The organism is Metabacillus crassostreae (genome assembly GCF_016908395.1).
GTDB classification, from domain to species: Bacteria; Bacillota; Bacilli; order Bacillales; family Bacillaceae; genus Metabacillus; species Metabacillus crassostreae.
Genome location: NZ_JAFBDU010000001.1, coordinates 561,322 through 578,737, shown reverse-complemented (window position 1 = coordinate 578,737; position 17,416 = coordinate 561,322). Strand labels below are relative to the sequence as shown.

General features: G+C 33.8%; 20 protein-coding genes and 1 pseudogene. 2 read left to right on the top strand and 19 right to left on the bottom strand.

Features of this window, described 5'->3' with window-relative positions:
- Positions 1 to 187 precede the first annotated feature (187 nt).
- The 16 genes from JOC75_RS03215 to JOC75_RS03145 all read right to left on the bottom strand — a co-directional run bounded on the left by JOC75_RS03215 (position 188) and on the right by JOC75_RS03145 (position 11,636).
- Positions 188 to 760, bottom strand: coding sequence for a class I SAM-dependent methyltransferase (locus tag JOC75_RS03215; protein ID WP_204952662.1), 573 nt, complete (start codon positions 758 to 760; stop codon positions 188 to 190).
- Between the two features lie 17 nt (positions 761 to 777).
- On the bottom strand, positions 778 to 1,695 hold the full coding sequence (locus JOC75_RS03210) for an NAD(P)/FAD-dependent oxidoreductase (RefSeq protein ID WP_204952661.1): 918 nt from the start codon (positions 1,693 to 1,695) through the stop codon (positions 778 to 780).
- Positions 1,696 to 1,725: 30 nt separating this feature from the next.
- Entirely contained in the window at positions 1,726 to 2,127 is a 402-nt protein-coding gene (locus JOC75_RS03205; protein ID WP_204952660.1) for an Rrf2 family transcriptional regulator, read from the bottom strand.
- Between the two features lie 674 nt (positions 2,128 to 2,801).
- Positions 2,802 to 2,936: a hypothetical protein gene (locus tag JOC75_RS24155; RefSeq protein ID WP_275580240.1), complete on the bottom strand. Its 135-nt coding sequence runs from the start codon at positions 2,934 to 2,936 to the stop codon at positions 2,802 to 2,804.
- 230 nt (positions 2,937 to 3,166) lie between these two features.
- Positions 3,167 to 3,601: an SMI1/KNR4 family protein gene (locus JOC75_RS03200; RefSeq protein WP_204952659.1), complete on the bottom strand. Its 435-nt coding sequence runs from the start codon at positions 3,599 to 3,601 to the stop codon at positions 3,167 to 3,169.
- A 578-nt stretch (positions 3,602 to 4,179) separates the two neighbouring features.
- Complete coding sequence (locus JOC75_RS03195) at positions 4,180 to 4,773, bottom strand: hypothetical protein (RefSeq protein ID WP_204952658.1); 594 nt, start codon at positions 4,771 to 4,773, stop codon at positions 4,180 to 4,182.
- A 126-nt stretch (positions 4,774 to 4,899) separates the two neighbouring features.
- Positions 4,900 to 5,103 (bottom strand): hypothetical protein, encoded by a 204-nt coding sequence (locus JOC75_RS03190; RefSeq protein ID WP_204952657.1) that lies wholly within the window; start codon positions 5,101 to 5,103, stop codon positions 4,900 to 4,902.
- A gap of 88 nt (positions 5,104 to 5,191) precedes the next feature.
- Positions 5,192 to 5,662, bottom strand: a complete 471-nt coding sequence (locus tag JOC75_RS03185) for a hypothetical protein (protein WP_204952656.1) — start codon at positions 5,660 to 5,662, stop codon at positions 5,192 to 5,194.
- Between the two features lie 133 nt (positions 5,663 to 5,795).
- Entirely contained in the window at positions 5,796 to 5,924 is a 129-nt protein-coding gene (locus JOC75_RS24150; protein WP_275580239.1) for a hypothetical protein, read from the bottom strand.
- Between the two features lie 61 nt (positions 5,925 to 5,985).
- Positions 5,986 to 6,411, bottom strand: coding sequence for a stage III sporulation protein AH (locus JOC75_RS03180; protein ID WP_204952655.1), 426 nt, complete (start codon positions 6,409 to 6,411; stop codon positions 5,986 to 5,988).
- 172 nt (positions 6,412 to 6,583) lie between these two features.
- The gene (locus tag JOC75_RS03175) at positions 6,584 to 7,465 is read right to left on the bottom strand and encodes a TIGR01777 family oxidoreductase (protein WP_204952654.1); all 882 of its coding nucleotides are present in this window, start codon (positions 7,463 to 7,465) and stop codon (positions 6,584 to 6,586) included.
- 125 nt (positions 7,466 to 7,590) lie between these two features.
- A complete protein-coding gene (locus JOC75_RS03170) occupies positions 7,591 to 8,043 on the bottom strand; it encodes a hypothetical protein (RefSeq protein ID WP_204952653.1) in 453 nt (150 codons plus the stop codon).
- Between the two features lie 792 nt (positions 8,044 to 8,835).
- The gene (locus JOC75_RS03160) at positions 8,836 to 9,297 is read right to left on the bottom strand and encodes a hypothetical protein (protein ID WP_204952652.1); all 462 of its coding nucleotides are present in this window, start codon (positions 9,295 to 9,297) and stop codon (positions 8,836 to 8,838) included.
- A gap of 674 nt (positions 9,298 to 9,971) precedes the next feature.
- On the bottom strand, positions 9,972 to 10,415 hold the full coding sequence (locus tag JOC75_RS03155; protein ID WP_204952651.1) for an NlpC/P60 family protein: 444 nt from the start codon (positions 10,413 to 10,415) through the stop codon (positions 9,972 to 9,974).
- 167 nt (positions 10,416 to 10,582) lie between these two features.
- Positions 10,583 to 11,098, bottom strand: coding sequence for an HXXEE domain-containing protein (locus JOC75_RS03150; protein WP_204952650.1), 516 nt, complete (start codon positions 11,096 to 11,098; stop codon positions 10,583 to 10,585).
- Between the two features lie 244 nt (positions 11,099 to 11,342).
- A complete protein-coding gene (locus JOC75_RS03145; protein ID WP_204952649.1) occupies positions 11,343 to 11,636 on the bottom strand; it encodes a hypothetical protein in 294 nt (97 codons plus the stop codon).
- Positions 11,637 to 12,483: 847 nt separating this feature from the next.
- On the opposite strand from JOC75_RS03145, the gene JOC75_RS03140 reads away from it, so the two are divergent.
- Positions 12,484 to 12,726: a hypothetical protein gene (locus JOC75_RS03140; RefSeq protein ID WP_204952648.1), complete on the top strand. Its 243-nt coding sequence runs from the start codon at positions 12,484 to 12,486 to the stop codon at positions 12,724 to 12,726.
- Positions 12,727 to 13,033: 307 nt separating this feature from the next.
- Here JOC75_RS03140 and JOC75_RS03135 read toward each other — a convergent pair whose 3' ends face one another.
- Positions 13,034 to 13,765, bottom strand: a complete 732-nt coding sequence (locus tag JOC75_RS03135; protein WP_204952647.1) for an alpha/beta fold hydrolase — start codon at positions 13,763 to 13,765, stop codon at positions 13,034 to 13,036.
- A gap of 66 nt (positions 13,766 to 13,831) precedes the next feature.
- Positions 13,832 to 16,054: an MMPL family transporter gene (locus JOC75_RS03130; RefSeq protein ID WP_204952646.1), complete on the bottom strand. Its 2,223-nt coding sequence runs from the start codon at positions 16,052 to 16,054 to the stop codon at positions 13,832 to 13,834.
- Positions 16,055 to 16,201: 147 nt separating this feature from the next.
- Here JOC75_RS03130 and JOC75_RS03125 point away from each other — a divergent pair, with 147 nt between their 5' ends.
- Complete coding sequence (locus JOC75_RS03125) at positions 16,202 to 16,819, top strand: TetR/AcrR family transcriptional regulator (RefSeq protein ID WP_204952645.1); 618 nt, start codon at positions 16,202 to 16,204, stop codon at positions 16,817 to 16,819.
- Positions 16,820 to 16,940: 121 nt separating this feature from the next.
- On the opposite strand, the pseudogene JOC75_RS23820 reads toward JOC75_RS03125, so the two are convergent.
- Positions 16,941 to 17,186: pseudogene (locus tag JOC75_RS23820) on the bottom strand (aminotransferase class I/II-fold pyridoxal phosphate-dependent enzyme); the annotation flags it as partial.
- Positions 17,187 to 17,416 lie beyond the last annotated feature (230 nt).

The following is a 17,416-nucleotide window of genomic DNA, read 5'->3' as shown; positions in this document are numbered from 1 at the left end:
TTTCTGATATACCAATTATTCTCTTTTTATATACATTCTTCCTTCCAGTTATTAAATTAATCTCTTTAAAATTATCATTTACATAGACAAAGTCATCGCTTGTTGTAGAAATGCACGTCTTTAGATCAACTTTAATTATATACATTAAAGATACTTAATATCTGTAATTAAGCAGAAATTTAATCTCTTAATCAGGCTTCTGAGCAATGAGAATGTATAGAGATTTCGCTAGGAAAAACTTCTCTGTTACTTGAAATCCGGCTTCTTTCATTTCCTGCTCCATTCCTTCCAATGTAATTCTCGGTGCTTTCTCGGAACTTCCTTTTGGTTGTAGTTCAAGACAGATTAAATAACCTTCTTTTTTTAGTACATTTTTCATTTGATGTAACAGCGGTGCTAGGGGCTGTATTTCATGCAGCACTAGAGAAGCAATTATCAAATCGATAGAGCCATCAGGTAAAGGAAGTTCCTCCATGCTTCCCTGAACCGGAACAATATTCGTGAGCTTTTCTTTCAAGGCTTTCTCATTTATTATTTCTAGCATGGAAGAGTCGATATCCAGCGCGTATAGATTGCCTTTGATCCTTTTCGCCGCAGGGATGGATAAATAACCGGTACCAGCGCCAAAGTCCAACAAGCTGTACGTTTCCTTTAAAGGAATCATATTTAGCAGCTGTTCCGGGGAGAATTCTTTTCTTCGTTCGGGACTTTCCAAGTACGATACTTTTCCTTTACTGTGCTTTCCATTATGGTGATGCATATAGATCCTCCTCTTTTTTAAGCGTGTTTATCCTGGTTAAATTTCTCTTCTATCAGTGCTGCAATCACAGACATGGCAGCCAAAGAGCCTTCTGCTGCTGCAACAATTAATTGGGACGGCCCGGCAATTCGCGTATCTCCGCAAGCAAATACCCCTTCCGTATTCGTGCGTTGCCAGCTGTCGGTTTCAATTCCACCATGCTCGTTAAATGAATATTTAAGTGTTGAATCAAAAGAAGCAGCCTGTTTCCATTCCGCAGTTATAAACCCTCCTTCACGGAGCACTGCTGTACCATCTTCAAGTTGGATTTTATTCAGTATTCCATCTTCTCCAATGAAAGTGACGATCTTCTTTTCATTTATACTGATTCCATAGCTTTTGAGCAATTCTTGTTCTTCAAGCGAAAGTATCTTATTGCCATTGGTAAAAATAATTAAATCATTCGTCCAATTGGATACCATTTTCGCCATATGAAGCGCCCTTTGATCATTTGCAATCACTGCTAGCGGCCGATCTCTTAATTCCCAGCCATCACAGAAAGGGCAGCTGAACAAGCTCTTGCCATAGAACTCTCTCACTCGTGGGATATCCGGAAGAACTTCCTTAAAACCAGTTGCGATAATGATCTTTTTCGCTCTGTATACTTCCCCATTTTCTGTCTCCACCTGGAACAAGGTGTATTCTTTATTAATTCGATGAACCCGTTGTTTTTCGATTCTCACGTCTGGATACTTACTTAATTCTTCATGGGCAATCCTTTTGAATTCCTGAGGATCAATACCGTCCCTTGTGATAAACCCGTGAGATTCTGAAACAACCGCATTTCTCGGTTTGTTGTCATCGAACAGGACAGTGTTACGTCTTGATCTTCCAAGAACTAATGTAGCATTAAGTCCAGCTGGACCTCCACCAATCACAGCGCAGTCTATTATCATCTTGTTCACTCCTTTAAATTTACTTTATTGTTATTTCTGTTTGGATTCTGCCTCTTTAGCAATATTGATCAATAGCTTTGATTTCAGTTCAGCTTTCATATTTTCCTCTGCCTGCCTCATTACGTTTTCAATCAAGCAGCCTTCATGATGAATGGAGCAGTCAAATAAGCTAGTATCTCCTTCAGTCGCATGAATAACATCTAAAAAGGATATTTCATGTTTTTTTCTGGAGATTTTATAGCCACCCTTTGCACCAGGCGTCGACTCGATCAAACCTGCTTTCGCAAGTTTGGTTAATATTTTAGAAAGGTAAGTCGGGGATAGATGCTGCATTTCGGCTAATTCCTGCACTCCCACCGAGCTGTCCGCTGGCTGCAGCATTAAATGGACCATCGTATGCAATGCGTAATTTGTCGCGTTTGAATACCTCATACATAACCTCCTTGTTTATAAAAGATATTAAAGACTCTTAATGTCTTTAATAAAATGAGTGTATCACTAGAAAGTAAGAAAGTCAAAGAAGTGGTTCAATACTATTTATTTAAAGTTCTGTTAATATATAATAGAATGTAAAATATTGGATTGGGAGGAAGTTGAAAATGTTCTCAAGAAAAACAGCAGGAATTTCCCTTACTATCTTAGGCGCATTAATTTCTATAATTCATCTCTTGTTTCTTAAACCTGATTTCATGTACTTACGTTGGATAGGCTTTGTCTTATTCGTTATAATCGGTCCTTTGATGATACCAGATTACGAACAAAAGAAGACAACCAATGAAAATAAATAACTAGAAAGATATAAAAGAGATGCAGGGTTACTCCACAATTTTGCCCTGACATCTTTTTATTATGCCGCAATTCTTCCTTCTACGACCTTGTTACTCAATTTCATCCCTTTTCACTTTTTAGCGAAGAACCAATATTGCTAAGATTACAGACGTTGCAAATGATTAAATTTAGTTTTGAAAAATAGATTTCACAAGAAGTTAATACTTTAGGAATAAAAGGAATTTTCCTCCCTTTTATCAAAATTTTGTTGAAACTCTTCATCAATTGAAAAAAGAAAAACACAGGTAGATGTTAGTCTTCCTATGTTTTCATTTATACTATTTATCTGTTTGTTTTTGCTTTTTTTCCAGATACTCCGCACGTATTTTTTCAAGTTGCTTTTTTTTATCAAATTTCGCAGGTCTCTGCTTTTCATGATACTTTGTCACAGCTACCTGACCTTTCGTATCCAATTGATATTTCCCCACTTTATTCACCTACTTTTCTTTAAAGAAAATCTATTCAACCAATATACTATACCTTATTTTGCTTTAGTATTACTTTATTATGTACTGCTGACTTTGCATATATCAGTGAAACTATAACTTATTGAAATAATATTGTACCCGCATCATATAGAAGATATTTTCAATACTAATATTCGAAAACATGTGGCATGCCTATATTATACTTTGTGATATGTTTACTCATCCTCAAAATCATCGTTCTCTTCTTCTGATATTGAAATTATAAATTCTTTCAAATCAGGAGCATATTCTTCAAGTTCTGTATCTTCGTGATACCATAGATAAATTTCATTGCCCATTATTCCGTTGTTTACTTTAAGACATAATTTATTTCCCGAACCATCATCACCAATCGCAATAAGGTCTTTCGACATATTCTCTTCTCTGACTTCAGTATTTTGTCTAACAACATCATCCCAGGTCTTTTTCGTATTTCTATGATCTTTAATAGGATAAAGTATCCATTCACCGATTTCTGCATGATTAACTAACTTGAAAAGTTCTTTATATTGTTCTGGAAAAACTGCCCCTAACTTTTCTTCTGTTGAGTTTATATCCGATTCTTCTACCCCTAATTTCCTTGTATGAATTAGTTTCCTAACATCTTTCATTTAACAAACAACTCCCCTATTCGTTTAAAGAGAAAATTCAACATTTTTTTTGCATTATCCTTATTCTATTAACGTGCTTCTATACACCTTTTCACAAGGTTTGAAAAAATATTATATCGTTTATATACACTGTATTGTTGGATTGCGAATTAATCGTATTCAGTCTCACCCTACCACCAGCAAAGGGAGAGCTGTAGAGCTGACGATTTACATTAGTCCTTGAGATTGCAATGCCTGTTGTTAAGATTCATGCAATGCTTATAGAACCAGATTCAGAGGGATACAGTGACATAGATGGTTTCTATACTCAGCGTTTTTTACTAGAAAATGGCTAAAAAATGTGATTTACTGTCGATGTTCTCAAATTTAGTGAGTTCGAGTTATAGCATGAGGAATCATAGTGGGGTGAAAGTCCTTCGGGGTTCTCCTTCAAAAATTTTTTTTGAGTTGGGTTAAGAGTATCTTCTAGGAACGAGCTTTTGTGTTAATTACACTACACTCCCCGTTACTTCAATAAAAAAAAGAACTATAGTTCCTTCTTGATTTTGAACCCTTGTACCCATTAGCACAACAACGATTTAATCATTAATCATTTTTTCAATATAATGTAGTTCTATCTTTTCCTCTTCTGTACGATAATCATCATATTCATTTACAGTGTTTATTACTAGTAATCCATCTTGAAAAAATGTTAGCAATCTCCTTGCTTCATTAACCATCTTAGGTTTAATATCTATTAATATTTCTCTTTTCCGATCAAATTCGTTTTTATCCCATTGTTCTTTTTGTTGCAATTTGGGTATTTCTTCTATTCCAGTAACATAATTAAGCTCTAAAAATCGAAGAAAGGAATATCCCCTACAATAATCGTCGTATAAATGCTCTAAAATCTTTACTAATTCACTTTTTTCATTAATTATGTTTTCTAATAATGAAACAATCCTCAATTGTTCATACTCACCAATTGGAATTTTTCTTTCAATAACTTTCTCTAATTCGTTTTTAATGTGTCTACTTCTATAATTCAAATCAAGTAGGTTAAAGTAAAAGGTATCACCATAAACCCTTTCAATTTCAGGTGTATGATAAAGCCATTCTTCGAATTCAGAGGAGCTAATTAGGCCTTTATAAATCTTATAAAACTGCTTTTGAATGTCCTTTTCATTACACACCCTTAATTCAACTCCTTAATCTCTAACCTCTCTGTACAACTTGTCCTCTTTACTTTCATTATAATTCATTGTTCAATAATAATATTAAAAATGAGCACATCACTTTGGTGAATTGCTCTCCTCATATTATTTGCCTAGCCTTAACATCTTCTTAACAAAATAATAAAATATCATTGAAGAGAGTAATAAAAAGGTAAAGAACACTATTGCTATTCCTTTGGATTGCTGATGATCGTAGCCACCAAATAATACAAGTAGAAACGTACTTATAACTCCTGAAATAAGATAAATCCATATCGTTATTTTTAAATAATTTAACCTATTATTCAAAGTCAACACACCTTACAGATTCTTTAAATATAATTATCATGAAGGACCTACTCCAACATAAGCACCTGTTAGTTCAAAAACAGTTTTTCTAACCTAAATAAGGCGAAGTGTAGTTTTCAATAAATAAACCACTTTTTTCTATCTTCATTTTAGCTTTTGGACAATCCTTATACGCTCCTATGTACATATAATAATCGTAACCGAAATGAACAAAGAATTTTCCTTGTAAAGTCAACTTACACCAAACAACTTCGCGTAGAGTTAACATAGCTATTTCTTTTATTCCTTGTAAACTAAGTTCTTGGTTTGAACTGATGGGTAAAATGTGTTCAAGCTCGTCCGTTTCTCCCTCAAAATCACTTAGGTACACAGCTTCTATTCCCAAATCCTCCATAAAATAAAAAATAGAGTCTATATACTTTTGCTCAGTTTCAAGGTATTCACTTTTATCGATTTTCGTATCAAAATCTGTATATGAAGTCCATTCGTTATTATCCTTATAGAAACCATATTCATCTCTGTTTAGAGGATTATACTTTGTAATTCTCCAAGAGTACATAAAATAATAACCTCAAATGATTTATTTCTTCCTTCAGAATTGTTGCTCTATTAAATATCATATATTTTGTAATAAAAAAACAAGAATCGCCGGTGCTCACAACCCAAAAGTCTTTATGTTAACCAATACTAAACTATTTAATAATGAAAACCGAAATAAAGCCTGCGATTAATACACATATGAAAATAAACCAATCCGTATCAAAAAAAACCTTCTTTTTTTCGGAGTCTCCTAAAAACTTATCTTTTTTGTCATGAATCATGCTTATAGCCTCCATTAGTACAATAAAAATATACCTTGCTCCTTATTAAACAAAGCACCAGTTATTTCAATAAAAAAGTTTCCCAAATTGTTTCTTCCACAAAAAAATACTCTTCGTGAGAACACACAGCTAATATACATTTATCATCGTGATAAAACATCAAATCTTCTGGTAGCTCACCATTCCAACCAAAAAGTGAATGACTACGTTCTTTTAAAAATTGAGTTGTAGCATTATTCATTTTAAAATAGAAAACGTAAGCAGTGTCTTCAGCAAGTCTTGTGGTTTCCCATTCACTTTGTATTCGTCTTTCAATTAAATGCCATTTAATATCGGATATCATCTCTTCAACATAGTCAAGACGCTCTTCTTCAATCTCCATCATTCGTCTATCTTCAACAAAAGCAAAACGATTGCAATTTCTTGAGAGTAAGTCTATTAATTTCTTATAACTTTTGCCCTTTACATTTTTATAAATCATTAACATATGAACCTCACCTCAACACCGCGTCTACATATCTACAGCTTTTTGCAATACATTAATCTTTTGCTTGCTATTAGTTTAACCTGTTTGCACAGTGAAAAGCAGCTGTTCTTATTGAACACTTGCACCCGTTTAAGAGTAACCCTTCACAATCTAATTTATTGAACATCTCAATTTACAAAATGTCTTGCAAGGTCTTATCAAGAGTTCCAAAGGTAAACGTGAAACCTTCTCGTTCTAACCGTTCTGGAAGCACCCACCGACTTTTTAATACCAATTCTGTTTCAGTTTTAATTAGAAGTGAGCCAATCTCCAACATCCATTTGGGTGATGGTATACCAAATGGAACATTCATTGTTTTTCTTAGCTTCTGCATCAATTTACGATTACTAACGGGTTGTGGTGAAGAGCAATTAAACACACCACTTAAATCCTCTTTATCTTTTAAAAAGAGAACGATTCGAAACAAATCCTCTACATGTACCCAACTAAACTTTTGGTTTCCCGTTCCTTGAATACCTCCAAGTCCAAATTTCACTAAATTTCGGTAAGGTATAATGACTCCACCGTTCTTACCTAATACAATAGCTATACGTAATGCAATTTGTCTCGTTTTTGGTAAGTCAAAGGAAAAGAAAGTTTTCTCCCAGTTTGTTGCAACATTAACGGAGAATCCGGACCCAATTTCTCCATTTTCCTCTGTCATCGGACGATCTTCTGCGTGTCGATAAATCGTCGCCGTACTGGAATTCATCCAAATCTTAGGTGGATTTTTACATGCCTGTATTGACTCTCCAAGGATTGTAGTGGTTCTAATCCTTGAATTCATAATTTCTTTCTTATTTCCTTCATTGTATCTACAATTCACAGATTTTCCTGCAAGATTAATAAGAAGCTCACTATCCTCTAATGCCTCTATAATCCCTTTTTGATCATCCCAAGAAATATGTTGTTTTTGTCTTGATATGATATATACTTCATATCCTCGTTCCTCAAATTTTTTATGAAAATATTCACCGATGAAGCCTGTTCCCCCTGCTAAAACTACTTTTTTCATAAAAAAAACTCCAATCTCCTTTAAAATCTTACATATTTAGAATCCCTTCTTGAATAAACGCGCTTTTATTGTAGAAGAAGAATTGAACTATTATTCAGTTTAGATGGACAAGAAACTTCAACAATTTAATTTTCATCTAACTTTTCATCAAGTACCCATTGAATTTCTGCCTCAAAATCTAACTGAAGGACAGGATTAGGAAAACTTTCTGGGACAAACTCTAGGTCTTCTGAAAATCCAAATATGAAATTCCTTATTTCAATAGTGTTTGTTTCATTCCAATTGGACGATGTACTTAATACTCCTTCCAATACTCTGCCGACTAAATGATAATTTCCTATGTATAATTTTGTCATAGTTTCTTCAGTTGGGAATTGAGAAAGATGTGCTGGCATAGCAGGATTAATTCCTAGCTCGTTGTATAGCTTTGCTACTGAAGTATCTAAATGCTTACAAGCTTCTACAAAATTGTTGCAGTATAAACAGCTGCATACATCTATACCTTTCTTATAGTACTCTCGAGTCTTATCAATATCGACTTCTACTATCCAATTTGCTAATCTTATCTGCTGTAGCACTTCGACACCTCATCTCTTATAAATCCCGTTTATATCTTTATTCTATTAATATCTTCACAAACTCGTTTTTTTAAAAATATCCAATTGGCGTGTGTTTAATTTTATTAGATATATGGTAGGTGTCACCAACCCATTTTACTATAAATCAACCTTTCCTTTAACATAGCCTTCATTTTTTAGTTCAAAAGTATAGATGCTATATATAGTAAAATAGAAACAATTGTCAAAAACCATAATGCCTTTTCCATAGTAGGTACAAGGCTATGATCTGCACAGAGTGTCAATGATGTAAATGATAATCCCATTGCCATCGCAAGTTTATAATCTTTTCCTGTTTTATACATATAATCTTAAGCACCCATATATCAATACTAAACTATTTAATAATGAAGACCGAAGCAAAACCTGCGATAATTAAACATATAAAAATAAACCAATTTGTATCAGTAAAATCCTTCTTCTTTTCTGAGTCTCCTAAAATCTTATCTTTCTTGTCCTGAATCATTTTTATAACCCGTTACTCGAATAAGAAAAATGCCTTGCTCCTTATTTAAGCAAAGCAACCTTTAATTCAATTAGCAACTTAGGGTGGAGCTAAATAAATATACAAGCTACTATACATATGTAGCCATAAGCTTTTGGACCCTTTTGGAAGTCTCTTAATCCCATTACCAACATCATATATTGTTGAAACTTAAAATCCTCAATTAAAATACTTCTAGGAATTTTCACTATCTAATGATTTATTACGAATTATTAGGTATTAAAGGTAGGTTTTTTGTTTATAAGACACTACAACCTAATGACCTGTTTATTCATGTGAGATTTGTTTACACTCTGACCGTCGCTTGTTTTTTGGGTTAACTGTTTAACAGTTGAGGTATTACTAATATATCTCCAACCACCTTTAATCTCTCCTACAAGTGTAGCAACCTCGTATTTCTCACCGTCAATTTCAAATATATATGTTACATCACAATAATCATCGTTTTCTGCTATGTCACTATTTTCGAAATAACTCTTGAACTCTATCTCTTTATACACAACTTTATACTCATCTGGCTCAACCTCTACCTGTTTTTCAACTTTAAGGAATTCTATTAAAGCATCTTCAGAAGGCTGTTTTGCTTCATGATAAACATCTTGTTTTTCCAAGTAATCTGAAAGAAACATTAATAGGAAAAATCCTACAATAACCATTAGCGAATAAACAAAAGATTTAGATAACCTTATCTTCTTTTTCATCTCACTCACTATAGTCCTCCAACTCCATTATTTGGTAATTATAGTGTAACAGTATTCATTATTTTAATAAAGACTAAAATTTTGAGATGTGTTTTATTTTAGATAAACGTTATTTTGTACATAAGGAAAGAGTAAATTAAATGGCATGAGTATGGTTCAAGGTACTTTGGTAGTTTCTCCTACTTTAGAACATCCAGTAATCATAAATAATGCTAATGCAATCAAGACATAAAATAACTTTTGAACCAATATATAGACGGTTATTCTATCAAAAGTTCAAAATCTAAACTATCCTGTTGCATTAGCACAAGAAATCGATGTCTCTGTTGAAAAATTGTACCCTTTACTTTAATAAGAAGGTGTATTTATCCTATCCGTATCGGAATCAATTACGAAATTAACTACCAAGTCCTTGTCATAAGGGATTTGCTCAAATCCATGTAACCTACTAAACACATTTGGAAGATCTATTATATCAATTGGCAATTCTTTGACTTCAAGATACATTTGTTTCAACTTTTGTTTAGTACACTTTTTACCTGTTAGTAGAGCTTTATGAAAATAACCATCGATTTCAATTATCATTTAATCACGCTGATTGCTAATCAGCCATATAGCTTTTATTTTTATTAAACTTTTGCACCCGTTCGTTTAAGTACACTTTTTTACATTCTTTTATAACATTAATAAAATTTCTTTTGAAACCCAACCATAATACGTTCAAGTGGAACCCATCCAATAAATTTTGGTTTTTCCCAACCTGGAGCAGCAGTTAACTTTTCTACATCTAGGTAATTATTAATCCTTACATTATCCCAAGCATGAATAACCTCTCCATTACCAATAGATAAGCCTACATGCCCCCAATTTTTCCGTTCACCATCAATGACTCCTATGCAATCATAAAAAACAAAGGTTCCTTTTGGAGGTATACCTGTTTGTTTATTTGCCCCATATAAATCTGCGGATTCCTTTGCAAAATCTCCACCAAAGATTTCAATGTTATTACTTCTTTCTAATGCATCCTCTACAAAAGCCAAACAAATAAAACAATATTCTTTAGAATTCAGATGACTTTTAGCCCAGTCAATTGCATTGTTAATATACTCATCATAATTTTTATCCATTTTTGTCTCCTCCAACTCATTACTTTAAGGTGATTTATTCAGCAAAAAGAGCCTTACTTCCTGCCAAGAAATAAGAAAATTTGAGTATTGCAACTTTAACTAAACTGCTCCGTTTTCAAATAGCGACTGTTCTTATTGAACACTCGCACTCCGTTAGCTCATAAAATTTATATTATGATTTTTGAAATATAAAGTGCCATTAGTGCAAGAGGAGCTTGGGCTATAAACCCTAATATAAAATAGTTTAGAAGTCTTATTTTAGTAATTACTTTTTCAGAAATAAGAAACTTAGCCGTAAAAAACGAATAAGGAATTAAAATCAATAATGATGTAATTATGCCTGGAACATAATCTTTGAAGAAAAAGAATTGTAATATATGACCGATACCATTGGCTAAAAGAATTCCAGGTACTAAGAATGCAAGGAAAGTAGTTGGTTTCATGCCAATAAACCTGTTCCCCAAGAATGCTTTATAACAGCCTATTGAAGCAAAAATCCATAGTAAAGTAAAAGCAAATGAAAATTCCAAAGTTGTGACGCTAAAAGGTATTATATTTGAATTTTCTTCAAGGAACTTCTCTGCTGTGAGGATTTCTTCAATATCATGAATTAAATACAATGGAGGGAAAAGTAATAAGAACCTTCTAAACTTTGATACATCATATTCTTTATTTGTTTCCATGCTTTCTCACACTTCTCTTTATTTTACTCAATACCATTGAACAAACCCCTAACTTTACTTTTTTTATTCCACTAAAATGCTCCGTTAACCGAACAACATTTTCACTAAATTAATTCTAACATTATTTCCCTTTTGCTTGTGCCTAAAATATAAAAAGGCATCCCTGCTGCTATTACAGAAAAGCACCCTTTAGTTAAACATACCGACTTACACAATAGTTTGAATTTATATAAATCATGTGATATTAAGTCATTATTTTCTTACGTTTTCGTTCTAAAAATATAGGTGTTATATTTATTAAGATAGAAGCAATTGTCAAAAACCAAAATGCACTTGCCATACTAGGTACTACATCCGATAACCCCCCCCAATCTTCTGCTTTTATCCATCGAGTTAGATAACTGTAATCTGCACAAATAGTTAATGCTGTAAATGATAATGTCATAGCCATAGCCAGCTTATAATCCTTTCCTGCTGTATACAAAGAAAGATTTATAACAGTTACTACTATGGCAATAACCCCTAATATTAACCACATAATTATACCTCCATATATTTTTATTTAAGATGAATGTTTATATAAAATATATTTTAAAATCTTCAGTTACTCTATTTTGAAATCCAATCCCCTCCCACCTAATAACCTAATTTCAACATTAAAACCCATTTTCTTTATTAAAGATTACTTCTCCGTTAGTTTAAGTGAATAACTTCACAATATCACAAATCTTCATACTAAAATCATAACAGAACATAACGGCTAATTGTTCATATTTTCCACATTTATCTAAATCGTTATTGCATAAAATCAGTCTACTACGTAACAAATAATTCCCTATACGTTTTGATCTTTTTGGCGTAAAAAGGAAAGAATCTTGTATTTCACTCCCCATGACGACGTGTTAATAACACTTATCTTTAGAGTGGAAAAAGTATATATTAAAGAGCTCTTTTGCAAAGGCTCACGTAATCAATTCAAAAACTAAATAGGTTAGTGCTTAGAAAAATAAAAAAGCTCCAATCCCAAAATAAGGAACTGAAGCTCACTCTGATGACCCGAGAGGGATTCGAACCCCCGATCCCTACCCTGTCAAAATTGGGTGGGGATTAATTTTGGTTAAAAGTAATATATCTGAGTTAAATAAGTATTGACCAATCAACATGTTTGGATTGTGGTTTATTATTAAACCTACTACCTTTAGGGAAGCATATCAGAAATATCCTCTAGCAACATGTTTGAAAAGTTTTTATTAATCTTTTTTCCTGATTGTGCTCGAACTTCATTTTCCAATGCATTTAAACCATCTAGATTCTGTTTTTTTTTTAAGGGGCTGTCTTATCTTTAAATTTGATAGAATGCGTTTCCTTCCGGCGTTAAAAGTGACTTGCAAGATCGAATGAAATCGCCTCTATCTATTTTAAAGGAAGCCATCAACGATGCTAAAAACTTATATGAAAAGGTAAATGATGATATTGTCGGCCAGGTCAACCAAGTCAAAAAGGGGTCCACAGAAATTCTTTCTACTGCCAAAGAAGCTACATCCGATCTTAAAGACATCGGCGGAAAGGTAAAGGAGGCAGGTGAAGAAGTCATGGATGAAAATAATAACCAATCAAGTGGCTCATGAATAGCGTTTCTACTTCAAACAATAGTACACGCTTTAACAGCACTTCTCCAGAAAGTAACGACAGCAAAATACCAGGTCAGCTTGGATAAAAGAACCGGTCTTTACAGTATTTTTGTTGACTTAAGTTATGTTCAAATTTATTTGGTATGAAGCTAAAAAACCCCATCTTTCAATGGGGTTTGATTCTTCTCATCAAATATTACTGTACTGATTCTATTGAGCTTAAGGAATTTAAATAACATAGTTTCAATTATTAATAGTATTCAATATAATTCCCTCTTTACAAATAATCTTATAGATCACTTCATTAATTGATTTCCTTAATCCATTCTGAAGTAACACTTATCATTTCATCTTGTTGCATCTTGATAGATATACCTGCCTCATTGTCACCTTTCTGTTTACCATAAAAACCGAATTGAGCATGATTGCCATCTTTTATTTCATGCATTGTTGCATTTCTGGACAAAAGCTTCTTGGTTTCGTTAATTTTATCTACTGTCGTTAAGCCATCCTTTTCTGCATAGATAGATAGCATAGGAGTCATCGTTTTTGAAAACTCATTACCTTCACTAGGATAGGAACCTAATAGAAAAACTCCATCTACTTTTTTAGGATAATTATAGGCAAATTTCGCAGCTGTAACTCCTCCTAATGAATGTCCACCTATTACCCATTTTTCAACTGATGGGTAGTTCTCTATTATCTCCTGTGCTTTGTTGGAATCAAGTAATGCAAAATTAAAACGAACATGAGGTATTGCAACTAAATACCCCTTATTGGCTAACTGTTTTCCATAGTAGCTGTATGCTTCAGGCTCTACTTTGGCACCTGGATATAACACAATCCCTATTTTATTATTTGAGTGCTGATTGAAGATAATCCAATCTTTTTCATAATTAATTTCATCTTTTTCGATAAGTGTATTGAGCTCTGAAGATGGCTTATAGGTTTGTTGTGACCATGTGAAAAATCCAAGAAAAAACACTGCCAGTAATAAAGTAATGCCAAGTAGAATGTAGTTCATTTTTCTTTTCATCTGTATACTCACTTCCATTATTAAATATAAAGGATGTGCAAAAGTTCAGTCACATCCTTTTATTGATTAATTCTCTTTTTCTTGCATCATTTTCAATTCACTTGGCCAAAAGGCAAATTTCCCCAACACAGAAGTAATGGCAGGTACAAGGAATGGGCGAACTATAAATGTATCTAAAAGAACACCTAAAGCAGTGATAATCCCAAACTGAACCAAAACTTGAATTGGTAATGTTGCAAGAACGGCGAAGGTAGCTGCTAGAATAATACCAGCTGAAGTGATTACACCACTTGTTTCACTTACCCCTTCTTTAATCGCTTGTTTCAATGGCATGTGCTTTCTTTTTTTCCAAATGCTTGAGATCATGAAGATATTATAATCCTCTCCAAGAGCTACCAGAAAAACAAATGCATATAAAGGAATGGCTCCTTGTATTGCATCCACACCCATTACATTATGGATAATAAACCATCCTAATCCTAAAGCTGCACTATAAGATAAAACAACTGTTCCAACTAAATACAGCATGGCTACAATGGAACGTAAGTAAGCTAATAGCAGAATAGATATGAAGACAATAATTAAAGGAACAATGAGATCAGTGTCTTCATTACTAGTGATCATGGTGTCGTATTGTGTAGCCGTTTGACCTCCGATCCATACTTTTGACTCCGCAGAAGATATATCTGATTGTGTTAATGTATGTTCAGCTGCATCTCTTAACTCGGGAATAGATTCCATCGCCTCTAGGCTATATGGATTCACATTAAACGTAACATCATATACCTTTAAATTTTCATTTTCAACACCATTTTGCGGGGCAGATACTGTATCTACAAAATTATGTTTCTGTAATTCTTTTTCTACGTCTACTGTTTTCCCTTCCGTATCAATGACAACCTGAACCGGTGCTAATTCACCAGGGGAGTAAGCATCAGAAATAACTTGAAAGCCTTCTCGTGATGGCATATCTTCAGGAAAAGAAGATAATAAATCATAAGTATACTTAATTTGACTGGAATACATGGAGAAAGCCCCAAAGAAGACTAGACAAGCGATAATAATGACCCACGGTTTAGTCGTTACAATTTTTCCTACCCAATTTCCAAAACGACTTTTCTCTTTACGTATACGTACCGGCTTACCTTTCTTTTTAGCCACCTCCTCTTCCATTTCAGGAGTACGGGGAATGAATGGATAAAAGGAAGCTCTACCCACAATAGATAATAAAGCCGGAATAAGCGTTAAACTTGCTATTCCCATAACAAAAATAGATAAGCTAAAAGGGATCGCAAAACGATGGTAAGCTCCATATTTAGCAACAATTAAAACAAGCAGAGCAATAACAACTGTTAACCCGCTCATCGCGATTGCACCTGAAGCTTCTTTAAATGCATGAATAAGTGCTTTTCTCTTATCTTTTACTTTGCGAAGTTCGTCACGATACTGAGAAATTAAAAATAAGCAGTAATCTGTTCCAGCTCCAAATAATAATACGGTCATAATGGCGATAGATTGTGAGTCGACTGTAATCCATCCCGTATCTGCTAAAATACCCAGAATTGGACTAAGGACCATGTAGGCAAAACCTACTCCAATTATAGGAATAATAGCTAAAATTGGGGAACGGTAAATGACAAGAAGGAGAATTAATACTAATAAAACTGTTGCAATGAGTAACGTAACATCTGCTCCTTCAAAAAGGCTTGTAGCATCTACTTGAATTCCTACTGGACCTGTCACACGAGTGCTTAGTTTGTCTTTATCATCAATATCTGTAGCAAAAGAGTCGTAAGAAACCTTCTCTTCTACTTGCTCTTTGATCTTATCTAAACTTTTTTCCAGAATACTAGTCTCAATGTTTTCTTTAAAAAATATAGGTTGTACGAGTGTGGTACCATCTTCTGAAATCATTTTTTGCAATGCAGGTATTGGCATCTTATGCAAAGAAGGTGTAGATGATTGCCCTTCTAACGGTTTATCAGATAAATCCTCTGATATTTCTTGGATAGCTTTTAAATTTTCTTCGTTTAAACCTACTTCATTATGCCATGTAAGTAACGCCGGCACTCCTGAAGAATTAGGGAATTCTTCTTTAATTAGATTTTCTGCCTCTACTGAAGGTGAATCTTCACTTAAGTTCGGGGCATTATTAACCTCAGTTTCGCTTACAGGCGGCCAGACAATGGTTAATACCACAGTTGCTATAATCCAGGCGGCAATGACAATCCAGCGACTTACTTTCCCTGTCATATACTTGCTGAATGTTGTTAAAAGCGATTTCTTCACATAGACTCCCTCATTTCAATGTTTGTTTGTTTTTATAAATTACATTAAAATTAATATATAACTAAGTATAATTATATATACCGGAAGGTTAATTAATCAACTAGTTAAATGTGCCAATATCTTGAACTAGAAGGAGGAACATCATGCATGGACAATAAAAAATCTATGAAAACACCTGGCAGACCTAAAGTTAAGGCTGAAATGAATATAACCAGGGAGCGAATTTCAAAAGCAGCTGCACACCTATTTATGACATATGGATACGAAATTGTTTCAATGCAACAAGTAGCTGAAGCCAGCAATGTAACAAAAGCCAGTGTTTATTACTATTTTAAAGATAAGGCAACACTATTCACTACCGCTGTATCAAGCATGTTTCAGCGTATTACAACACGTGTGGAGGAACTATTAAACAGTTCGAAAGGATTAGAGCGCAAATTATATGAAGTTACGTTAGAACATCTAAAGAGACCTCATGTTGATTTTGAAACATTATTACAAGAAGCGAGTTCTTCCCTTACAGAAAATCATATCCGTGAAATTCGTGAATCAGAGAAAGACATTCATAAGGCAATGGAAAATATATTTATACAAGCAATGGAAAATGGTGAAATCGTTACAACCAGCCCATTGTTACTCGCACATGCATTTTCTACCGTAACAATGATTAAAAACAAAACAGAATTAATAACTGAATTAGGAGGATATGAAAAAACAGCTCAGTCTTTAGTAGATCTTTTTTGGACAGGAATAGCACCTAAATAAATGCAGCGAAGGCTCCACCCCTTTTCTTCAAAAGGATTGGTGCCTTCAAATTTGTGTTCTGAGATCTAATCTCACCGTCATCTCAACCGACAGATTCTTAACAATTATGAAAATACCAAAAAAAGGTCCTCAGTCCTGTAGATTGAAAAATCGGGAGAGAGAAGCAAATCGCGGATCCTAAAGAGCAACAGCATCTCCCGGCTTGAGAAAACATTGAACAATCAGATGTAGAGCCTGCTAGGCACCTGATGTAATGAGGATAGAAGAAGAACTAGTATTTATATTTTATACCCTCTTCATGTGTGGAAATCGTCTCCCTTAGATCAGCATTTCCTTGAGGATGACCATAACCAAGATAGCCTGAAAAGGTGCGGTTCTGTTTCCCGTATTACTGGATTAGGCTATTTATTCTCTAGTCCCAAAACAAAGAATTCAATGCGTCAGGTTCCTATACCAGATTTTCTCATTGACGAACTCCTTGCACATAAGAAGACACAAGTACAATGGAAAAAGCGGTCTGGAGAACAGTTCCAAAAACTCGGTCTTGTTATTTCAACCGAGAATTGATCGATACAAGACCCACGAAACGTATTACGT